Raw genomic sequence first — 9,969 nt, 5'->3', positions numbered from 1 at the left:
AGAACCGTCCCTCCGTACCGGGAGTGGGACGAAAAGAACCGTCCCTCCGTACCGGACGCGGGCACTGAGAATCTGTCGGAGGGGGTGGATAGCATGCGGGCCATGCCGACCTTCAGCATTGCCCAGGCGCGCCGGATCGCGCTGGCCGCCCAGGGTTTCGGACGGCCGCGGCCGTCCGGGCCGGTGACCATGCGGCAGGTGCAACAGGTGATTGACCGGGTGGCGCAGTTCCAGATCGACTCGGTGAACGTGGCGGTCCGCGCGCACTACATGCCGCTGTTCAGCCGGCTCGGTGACTACGACCGGGATCTTCTCGATCGAGCCGCCGGACGGGCGCCGCGACGGCTGTTCGAGTACTGGGGTCATGCCGCCTGCCTGATCGACGTCGGCCTGCAACCAGCACTACGGATGGCGATGCGGCGGCGCGCCGCGGGGGAGCGGAGGGCGCTGAGCCGCATCCTGCAGGCCAAGCCTGATCTGGTGGATCGGGTGCTCGCCGACGTCGCCCAGGGCGGACCGCTGTCCGCCCGGCAGATCGAGAACGCCGAGGAACGCCGCAAGGAACACTGGGGCTGGAACTGGTCCGAGGCGAAACACGTCCTGGAGTATCTGTTCGACAGCGGCACCGTCGGCGTGGCCGACCGCAACAGCGCTTTCGAACGGCGCTACGACCTGGCTGCGCGGGTTCTGCCACCCGCAGTGCTGGCCCGGGAAGACCCGAGCGACGAAGAGTCCTACGACGTGCTTCTGGCCAGGGCGGCGAACGCCCTGGGTATCGCCGACCTCAAGACGCTCACGGAGTACTTCTATCTGCGCGGGGCCGCAGTGCGGGCGTCCATCGCACGGCTGGAGTCGACGGGACTCCTCGAACCTGTCCAGGTGGCGGGGCTACCGCAACAGTTCTGGCTGGCGACCGATGCGCGGCGTCCGCGAAGGCTCCAGGGACAGGCGTTGATCGCGCCGTTCGACACGCTGGTGCATCACCGGCCGCGAGTACTGGAGCTGTTCGGGGTCCACTATCGGATCGGCATCTACACCCCCGCAGCCCAGCGCGACTACGGCTATTACGTGTACCTGTTCCTCGCCGACGACGAACTGGTGGCACGCGTCGATCTCAAGGCCGAGCGGGCGCTCGGCGTCCTACAGGTGCAGTCCGCCTGGTTGGAGCCGGACGCCGAACCGCGGCGGCCCGAAGTGGCGTCGCGATTGAGGGACGAGTTGCAGCTGATGGCAGGCTGGCTGGGATTGGACGCCGTCGCCGTAGCGGATCGCGGCACGCTGGCACGCGATCTTGCGTCCGTCTTCTGATCACCCGTTGGTCGAGCTGGTTGAGACCTCGCTTGGTTTCGACAAGCTCAACCAACGGTGGTGTCGTCTTGGTTTCGACAAGCTCAACCAGCGGGAGGGGGCGGGGTTCAGTCGGTGACGGCGAGGGCGTCGATCTCGACGAGCATCACCTCGTGGGGGAGGTCGACGAAGACGGTGGTGCGGCCGGGCAGTTGGCCGCTGGGGCAGTTCTCCTGGACGAATTCGCCGTACACCTCGTTCATCGCGGGGAAGTCCTCGCGCTTGGTCAGGTAGACGCGGAACATGATGACGTCCTCGACGGACGAGCCGCCGGCGAGCAGGATCGCCTTCACGTTCTCCAGGGTCTGCCGGGTCTGCACCCGGACGTCGCCGGCGCCGATGTAGGTGTTGCTCACCGGGTCCATCGGGCCCTGACCCGAGACCTGGAACAGGCCGCCCTTCTTCACCCCCTGAGAGAAGACATGGGCCGGCGCGGGGGCGTCGGTGGTGAGGACGATTTCCTTGGCCATTATTCGGTCCTTTCGATGGGGATCCAGCCGAGATCGGTGGAGATCGCCTCGGCGCAGTCTTTGATGTCGGGAATCAGGTCGTGAATGTCGCGTCCGCCCTCGAGCAGCACCGCCGGCACCGAGCAGGACACCGCGGCCACCACACTGCCACGAGCGTCACGCACCCCGACGGCGGCACAGTGCACGAACTCCTCGTGTTCGGCGAGGTCCACGGCCCAGCCCTGGGCCGCCACCCTGTCGAGTTCGGCGAGCAGCACGGCCGGGTCGGTGATGGTCCGTGCCGTGAGCGGGCGATAGGCGAGACCGGCCACCACGCTCTCCCGGCGCTGCGGGGGCAGCCCGGCCAGGAGCACCTTCGAGACCGCGGCGGCGTGCAGCGCTGCGGTCAGGCCGATCCTGGAATACATCCGGACCGGTTGCCGTGACTCGATCTTGTCCAGGTACGCCACGTCGGGGCCCTCGAATGCCGCCAGGTGCACGGTGTGTCCGGTGCGGGCCGCCAGTTGGATCAGATGCGGGCGGGCGATCGTTCGGATGTCACGTTGCTCCAGTGCGAGGGTTGACAGCTCGAAGAACCGCGGACCGAGGGTGTACCGCTGCTGGGAGTCCCGGACGACGAAACCCTTCTCGGCGAGGCTGTGCAGCAACCGCATCACCGTCGTTTTGTGCACCGGCGCGTCGTGGGCGAGGTCGTCGAGCGAGGCAGGTCCGAACGCGAGTTGGGCGAGCAGGTCCAGGGCGCGTCGCACGCTCTGACTCATCGGGACTCCGCTCGGCCTCACCAGAACGTCTATTGACGCTGGACGAGCCCAATGCTAGACATGGCCTCGCGAAAAATGCAATCAACATTGCAATATACGCAACGCATGACGGCTTTAGACGACGTGGTCTGAGAGAAGGGTGAACCAGTCATGGGCGAGGGTCAATCCCGGCAGCTCCGAATAGATGCGGACGCCGTGGCGCAGCTCGGCACCGAAGTGCTCGACTGGCGGCACAAGGCCGTCCCTGCCACCCTGCACGGCCGAACGGCGTCCGAGTTCAGTTCGGGCTCGGTTCGCCTGGGCGATCTGCAGACTCCGCTGCTCACCCTGGACGACGCGGCGCTGCGCGGAAACGTCGCCAAGCTGGCCGCCTGGTGTGCCGCACACGGTGTCGGACTGGCGCCCCACGGCAAGACCACCATGTCACCCGCGCTGTGGGCCCAGCAGCTGGCCGCCGGCGCGTGGGGAATCACCCTGGCCAACGCCGCACAACTTCGGGTGGCGCGCCGGTTCGGGGTCGACACGTTGATGCTGGCCAACAGCGTCACCGATCCCCAAGCGATCCGCTGGGTGGCCGAACAGGTCGCCGGTGGTGCCCGCATCATCTCCTGGGTGGACTCCGTCGCCGGGGTCGAGCACCTGCAGAGTGTGCTGGACGCCGCCGACGCCGGCCCGCTCGAGATTCTGGTGGAGATCGGTGGCCACGGCGGCCGGACGGGTGCCCGCGGCGCGGACGCCGCGCTCGAGGTGGCCCGCGCCATCAAGGCGGCGTCGCGGCTCCGGCTGGGCGGGGTGAGCGGCTATGAGGGCGCGCTCTCGCACACCTGGGACGAGGCCGGCCTGGCACCCGTCCGCGCCTACCTCACCGACTTCCGGCGATTGCATGAGACCCTCGCCGCTGAGGACGCCTACGAGACCGACGAGGTGATCCTGACCGCCGGCGGCAGCGCCTACTTCGACGACGTGGTCGAGATCCTCGGTCCGCTGGCCGCGCCCGGCGTCCAGGTGCTGCTGCGCAGCGGCGCCTACGTGATCCACGACGACGGCTTCTACCGTGGCATCTCGCCGTTCTCCCGTAGGGACCCGGACGCCGAGGACGCCTTCGTCTCGGCGATGCACGGTTGGGCACGGGTCGTCTCGCGCACCGAGCCCGGGTTGGCGATCCTCGAGGGAGGCAAACGTGACCTGCCGGTCGACGAGGGCCTGCCCATCCCGCAGGGCATCGCCCGCGACCTCGGTCAGCCGCTGCAACCGCTGACCGGTGCGCGAATCACCCAGGTCAACGACCAGCACGCCTTCATGACCTACCCGGCCGAGTTGGACGTCCGGCCCGGCGACGTGGTGCGTCTCGGCCTGTCGCACCCCTGTACCGCGCTCGACAAGTGGACACTGATGCCGGTGCTCGACACGGCCGTCGACCCCGACAACCCCGTCGTCGTCGGCACGGTCCGCACGTTCTTCTGAGGGAGAGAAATGACCAGCACGCTGATCCGCAATGTCACCGTGGTCGACGGCACCGGCGACCCGCGCTACCTGGCCGACGTCGAGATCGCCGACGGCCGCATCACCCGCATCGCCGACCCCGGCACGCTCACCGATGCCGGCACGGTGATCGACGGCACGGGACTGGTGCTCAGCCCGGGCTTCATCGACATGCATGCGCATTCCGACCTGCAGCTGCTGGTCAACCCCGACCACTACGCCAAGCTCAGCCAGGGCGTCACCACCGAGCTGCTCGGCCAGGACGGCCTGTCCTACGCGCCGGTCGACGATCGCACCCTGGACGGCGTCCGCAAACAGATCGCCGGTTGGAACTCCAACCCGGACGACTTCGACTGGGACTGGCGGAGCGTGGGGGAGTACCTCGATCGGCTCGACCGCCCGGACGCCGACGGCAACCGGATCGCCACCAACGCCGCCTACCTGATCCCGCAGGGCACCCTGCGCGGGCTCGTGGTCGGCTTCGACGAGCGTCCGGCCACCCCCGAGGAGATCGCGCGGCAACAGCAGGTCATCCGCGACAGCATGGAGGAGGGCGCGATCGGCATGTCGTCCGGCCTCACCTACACCCCCGGCATGTATGCGGACACCGCCGAACTCGAGGCACTGCTCACCACCGTCGGTGAACTGGGCGGCTTCTACGACCCGCACCAGCGCTCCTACGGCAAGGGTGCGCTCGAGGCCTACGCCGAGATGATCGAGCTCAGCCGGGTCACCGGCTGCCCGCTGCACCTGGCCCACGCCACCATGAACTTCGGGGTCAACAAGGGCCGGGCACCCGAACTGCTGGCGCTGATCGACGCGGCCCGCGCCGACGGCGTCGACATCACCCTGGACACCTATCCCTACCTACCGGGCGCCACCACGCTGGCCGCGGTGCTGCCCAGCTGGAGCGCGTCCGGCGGCATCGACGCGACCCTGGAGCGGCTGCAGAACCCGGAGACGCTGGCCCGGATCCGCCAGGCACTCGAAGTCGACGGCTCGGACGGGTGCCACGGCGTGATCGCCGAATGGGAGACGCTGGAGATCAGCGGCGTCCAGAACCCGGAGTTGGCCGACATCGTCGGCAAGACCGTCGAGCAGATCGCCGCCGAGCGTGGTGCCGAGCCGTTCGACACCTTCGTCGACATCCTGGTCCGCGACCGCTGCGGCACCGGCATCCTGCAGCACGTCGGCCATGAGGAGAACGTGCGGGCGATCATGGTGCACCCGGTGCACACCGGCGGCAGCGACGGGCTGCTGGTCGGCGGCAAGCCGCACCCGCGCGCGTGGGGCACCTTCCCGCGCTACCTGGGCCACTACTGCCGCGAGCTGGGCCTGATGAGCCTGGAGGAGACCGTCAATCACCTCACCGGACGCCCCGCAGCCCGGCTCAAGCTGGTCGACCGGGGCCTGGTCCGCGAGGGCTATGCGGCCGATCTGGTGCTCTTCGACCCGGACACCATCGCCGACACGGCGACTTTCCCGGAGCCGCGGCAGCCAGCGGCCGGCATCAGCCACGTGTTCGTCAACGGTGTCGCCGCCATCGCCGACGGCGCGCCGACCGGTGCCCGGGCCGGACGAGCCCTGCGTCGCACCGCGAAGGGGACGGCAAGCGTCGACGGCTGACCCCCACCCCGATGTCCGGACGTCTCAGCCGCGCTGACCCTGCCCGGTCACCCCAACCATTGAATGGAGAAACATGGACGCCTTCCTTACCTGGCTCCGCCAGGACACGGCAGGTCTGCTGACCCTGGCCGGGCTCGGCATCGCCCTGCTGCTGTTCCTGATCATCAAGCTGAAGGTCGAACCCTTCATCGCACTCGTGGGCGTCGGCGTGCTGGTGGCCCTGGCCGGCGGCGTGAGCATTCCCGACCTGGTCGGTACCCCGATCAAGAGTTCGGACGCCCTGATCGAGAAGGGCTTCGCCGGCATCCTCGGCCACATCACATTGATCATCGGCCTCGGCACGGTGCTCGGCGCGATCCTGGAACGTTCAGGTGGCGCCGAAGTGCTGCTCGGCAAGCTGGTCGGCATCTTCGGCGAGAAGGGCACCCCGCTCGCCATGGGCATCACCGGCTTCGTGCTGGGCATCCCGGTCTTCTTCGACATCGGCATCTTCGTGCTGGCGCCGCTGATCTACGTCGCCGCCGTCCGGGGCGGGAAGTCGCTGGTGCTGTACGCGCTGCCGCTGCTGGCCGGCCTGTCGATCACCCACGCCTTCCTGCCGCCGCACCCCGGCCCCGTCGCCGCGGCGGGTCTGTTCCACGTCGAACTGGGCTGGATCATCATCATGGGCCTGGCCTGTGGCATTCCGGCCTGGTTCGTCGGCGGCATTCTGTTCGGCACCTGGATCGGCAAGCGGATCATCGTCCCGGTGCCCGAGGACCGGATCGTTCCCGAGGCCGAGGAGGCCAAGGGTCACGAGCCGAGCATCGGCGTCGTCCTGCTGGTGATCGGGCTACCGATGCTGTTGATTCTCGGCGGCACTTTCGGCAACATCTTCGCCCCCGAAGGTGCGCTGCGCGACACGCTGATCTTCTTCGGCAACCCGGGTATCGCACTGACGGTGGCCGTCCTGGTGGCGATGTGGCTGCTCGGCTTCCGGCAGGGCATGACCGCCGAGGAACTGGGCGAGCTGAGCGGCTCGTCGCTGAAGCCGGTCGGCATGATCCTGCTGGTCGTCGGCGCGGGTGCCTTCTTCGGTGCGGTGCTGGCCGCGACCGGTGTCGGCAAGGCGGTCGCCGGTACCCTCTCGGCCGCTGGTCTGCCGCTGATCGTGTCGGCCTACGTGATCGCCTGTGGCATGCGGATCGCGCAGGGTTCGGCGACGGTGGCGATCGTCACCACCGGCGGCATCCTGGCGCCGGTGCTGACCAGCGGGGAGTACACCCAGCCGCAGCTGGCGCTGATCGTGATGGCGATCTCGGCCGGTTCGATCATCGCCAGCCACGTCAATGACGGCGGCTTCTGGATCATCGCCAAGTACTTCAACATGACGGTGAAGCAGACCCTGCAAACCTGGACGGTGCTGGAAACCGTGCTGTCGGTGGTCGGCTTCGCGATGGCGTCGATCCTGTTCCTGTTCGTCAGGTAGCCGGCGGCGGAGCGTCTCTTCGGCCCGGCTCAACGCCTTGTTGAGCCGGGCCGAATCACGTCCGGAGCACCGCTACTTGCCGCCGGCGCAGTACACGGTGAGGGCGCGACGCTCGGCGCGCAGCTGCAACGTCTCGGACGCCTCACCCAGCTCACCGTCGCGGGTCACCTCGGTCGGACCGGATTGCACCTCGACGGTCAGCTCGGACGCCGTCAGCTCGTGATAGTGCCGGTTGGTCGCGAGCCGTCCGGTGGCCAGTGCCGCCAGCAAGCTGGGCCAGCCTCGCCCGCGCGGCAGATCGAGAATGCGGATGTCGAGCAGTCCGTCGTCCAGCCGGTCGCGGAAAGCGGGCGCGAAGCCGCTGGGCTGATACCGGCAGTTGCCGAGGAACACCCAGGACGCCCGGTAGCTGCGCCCGTCGACCCGCAAGGTGACGCTGGAGCCTTCGCGCAGGGTGCGGACGGCGGCGTAGCAGGCCGCGAGCGGCTTGCCGATGATTCGCTCAAGGCGTTCCCGGGCCGCCACGAAATCGCTGTACGCACCGACGCTGGCGGTGTTGAGGAAGAGCTTGTCGTTGAGATACGCCACATCGACGGTCGTGACGGTGCCGCGTCGGACGGCCCGGACCGCACGATTGAGCCGGCCGATGCCGAGTGCCTTGGCGAAATGGTTGAACGTTCCGGCCGGGAAGACCGCCAGCGGTATGCCGGCCGCCATCGCCGCCTCGGCAGCTGCCGCGACGGTGCCGTCGCCGCCGGCCACCCCGAGCACCTCCGCGTCCGCTGCGGCCTTGCGCATCACGTCGGCGACGTCGTCGTGTTCATCGAGTTCCACCACCGCGAGCTTGGGCAGGCGACGCCGGACTTCATGCAGCACCTCGGCGCCGCGGCCGCTGTGCGAGGCCGGGTTGACGACCAGGGTCAGACCGGCGCCCTTGGGCCGAGGACCGACCTGCTCCGACGTGCGATGTGGATCGCTGTCGCGCGAGGCGGTGGACGGCGGCATCAGGCGGCGTCCGAGCGCGGCGACACCGGCTCCCAGCAGGAAGCCGGCCGCGACGTCCGACGGATAGTGCGCACCGGTCGCCACCCGGGAGAGGCCAACCAGCCCAGCGAGAGCGGTGAGCGGGACCCGCAACGCCGGCACCTCGGTCGCCACCGCACCGGCGAAGGCGGCTGCGCTGGCGGCATGCCCGCTCGGGAACGACGTGGAGGCCGGCATCCGTCGCGCGATCCGGGGCAATGGCACCTGCTCGAGCGAGGGCCGGGCTCGCCCGTTCAGCCGCTTCGCCACCTGGTTGGCGATCAGGCTGGTCGCCGCCAGGGTGGTCAGGCCGCGGACGGCGGCTCTGCGTGCCCGCTTCGACCCGGTGGCCGCGAGCAGCGCGGCGATCCCGATCCAGAGTTTCGAGTGGTCGGCGAGGCCGGTCAGCCGCGGCATCGTCCAGTCCAGGGTGTCACTCTCGGTGTCGGCGACCGCGTGGAAGAGCGCCACGTCGAGTTCGTGAAGGGTGTCGTTGCGGTGCCTGGGAGTGGTCATGTCGTCCTCGATCCGCCGGACCGGACGGCCAGGCCTGGGCTCGACCCTAACCGCGGGGTGATCTCGTGCGGCGTCCAGGACTCCATCGGCACGTCGTTGACGCCCTTCGGGGCACCCCGGTAGTGCTTGAGCAGCAGGTACTTGGCCATCATGACTCCTCGGTTCGGTGCCGACCATTGTGGTCGGCCCTCCACCGGGGACGGAGCCGGTCGCGGTTTCTCGACATCATGCGCGGACGGTTCTCCAACCGGAGCGCTCAGCCCACCGGGACGCGGTACGCGGGGACGGTTCTTTTCGGCCCATTCGCGCCGAAAGTCGCTCGAGAAGAATCGTCCCTCGCCGCCCCGCAGACCGAAAGAACCGTCCCTTCGACCCACGTCCGCCACAAGAGAAGTCGTCCTCGCGATCCAGCGGAACGAAAAGAACCGTCCCCGCGGTCCACTTTCGCCAGGGGTTGAGCGACACTTGGCGGTACGAAAGGAACCGTCCCCACGGTCCACCGGAGGTCTGGCCGAGGGCTGCGGCGACGCTGCGCGGGCGACGGTGTCTGAGCACACTAAGATGGCGCGGGACTGTCATCGACCAGGAAGCGTTGAAACCACCGTGGGTGTTCTGGACAAGCTGCTGCACATGGGCGACGGGCGCAAGCTCAAAGAGTTGCGCAAGGTCGCCGATCAGGTGGCCATGATCGAACCCGACTTCGAGGCGATGAGTGACGAGGAGCTGCGCGGTCAGACCGACGAGTTCCGCAAGCGCCTGGAGGACGGCGAGAGCCTCGACGCGATCCTGCCGGAGGCCTTCGCCACGGTCCGCGAGGCCACCAGGCGGGTGCTCGGCAAACGCCCCTACGACGTCCAGGTGATGGGCGGCGTGGCGCTGCACCGGGGCAACATCGCCGAGATGAAGACCGGTGAGGGCAAGACCATCGTCGCGCTGATGCCGTCCTACCTGAACGCGCTGACCGGCAAGGGCGTGCACATCGTCACGGTCAACGACTACCTGGCGAAGTACCAGTCCGAGCAGATGGGCCGGGTGCACCACTTCCTCGGGCTCGAGGTGGGCGTGATCCTGGCGCACATGACGCCGGCCGAGCGGCGCAAGCAGTACGCCGCCGACATCACCTACGGCACCAACAACGAGTTCGGGTTCGACTACCTGCGCGACAACATGGCGCTTTCGTTGGACGACTGCGTGCAGCGCGGCCACCACTACGCGATCGTGGACGAGGTCGACTCGATCCTGGTCGACGAGGCCCGGACGCCGCTGATCATCTCCG

At 68.6% G+C, this 9,969-nt stretch carries 9 protein-coding genes; 5 read left to right on the top strand and 4 right to left on the bottom strand.

The features are described 5' to 3' along the window. Window positions 1-102: 102 nt before the first annotated feature. Window positions 103-1,308 (top strand): crosslink repair DNA glycosylase YcaQ family protein, encoded by a 1,206-nt coding sequence (locus tag Q0066_RS10170; RefSeq protein WP_298132553.1) that lies wholly within the window; start codon window positions 103-105, stop codon window positions 1,306-1,308. A gap of 107 nt (window positions 1,309-1,415) precedes the next feature. Here Q0066_RS10170 and Q0066_RS10165 read toward each other — a convergent pair whose 3' ends face one another. Further along, window positions 1,416-1,817: a RidA family protein gene (locus tag Q0066_RS10165; RefSeq protein WP_298132551.1), complete on the bottom strand. Its 402-nt coding sequence runs from the start codon at window positions 1,815-1,817 to the stop codon at window positions 1,416-1,418. Then, window positions 1,817-2,578, bottom strand: a complete 762-nt coding sequence (locus Q0066_RS10160) for an IclR family transcriptional regulator (RefSeq protein WP_298132549.1) — start codon at window positions 2,576-2,578, stop codon at window positions 1,817-1,819. Before Q0066_RS10160 ends, Q0066_RS10165 begins: the two co-directional genes overlap by 1 nt. Window positions 2,579-2,728: 150 nt before the next feature. Here Q0066_RS10160 and Q0066_RS10155 point away from each other — a divergent pair, with 150 nt between their 5' ends. The 3 genes from Q0066_RS10155 (at window position 2,729) to Q0066_RS10145 (ending at window position 7,154) form a co-directional block, all read left to right on the top strand. Continuing rightward, the gene (locus Q0066_RS10155) at window positions 2,729-4,042 is read left to right on the top strand and encodes an amino acid deaminase (RefSeq protein WP_298132547.1); all 1,314 of its coding nucleotides are present in this window, start codon (window positions 2,729-2,731) and stop codon (window positions 4,040-4,042) included. A gap of 9 nt (window positions 4,043-4,051) precedes the next feature. After that, a complete protein-coding gene (locus Q0066_RS10150; protein ID WP_298132545.1) occupies window positions 4,052-5,686 on the top strand; it encodes a D-aminoacylase in 1,635 nt (544 codons plus the stop codon). Between the two features lie 73 nt (window positions 5,687-5,759). Further along, window positions 5,760-7,154: a gluconate:H+ symporter gene (locus Q0066_RS10145; RefSeq protein ID WP_298132543.1), complete on the top strand. Its 1,395-nt coding sequence runs from the start codon at window positions 5,760-5,762 to the stop codon at window positions 7,152-7,154. A gap of 72 nt (window positions 7,155-7,226) precedes the next feature. Here Q0066_RS10145 and Q0066_RS10140 read toward each other — a convergent pair whose 3' ends face one another. Further along, a complete protein-coding gene (locus tag Q0066_RS10140) occupies window positions 7,227-8,693 on the bottom strand; it encodes a diacylglycerol kinase family protein (protein WP_298132542.1) in 1,467 nt (488 codons plus the stop codon). Continuing rightward, window positions 8,690-8,842 carry a hypothetical protein gene (locus tag Q0066_RS10135; protein ID WP_298132540.1) on the bottom strand — a complete coding sequence of 51 codons (153 nt, stop codon included), beginning with the start codon at window positions 8,840-8,842 and terminating at the stop codon, window positions 8,690-8,692. Before Q0066_RS10135 ends, Q0066_RS10140 begins: the two co-directional genes overlap by 4 nt. A gap of 454 nt (window positions 8,843-9,296) precedes the next feature. Here Q0066_RS10135 and Q0066_RS10130 point away from each other — a divergent pair. Continuing rightward, on the top strand, window positions 9,297-9,969 hold a 673-nt coding region (locus Q0066_RS10130), incomplete at its 3' end, for a DEAD/DEAH box helicase (RefSeq protein ID WP_366521514.1).

The organism is Micropruina sp. (assembly GCF_027492755.1).
In the GTDB taxonomy this organism is placed as follows: domain Bacteria; phylum Actinomycetota; class Actinomycetes; order Propionibacteriales; family Propionibacteriaceae; genus Micropruina.
The sequence above is the reverse complement of the archived record's forward strand: the minus strand, read 5'-3'. Positions and strand labels throughout refer to the sequence as shown.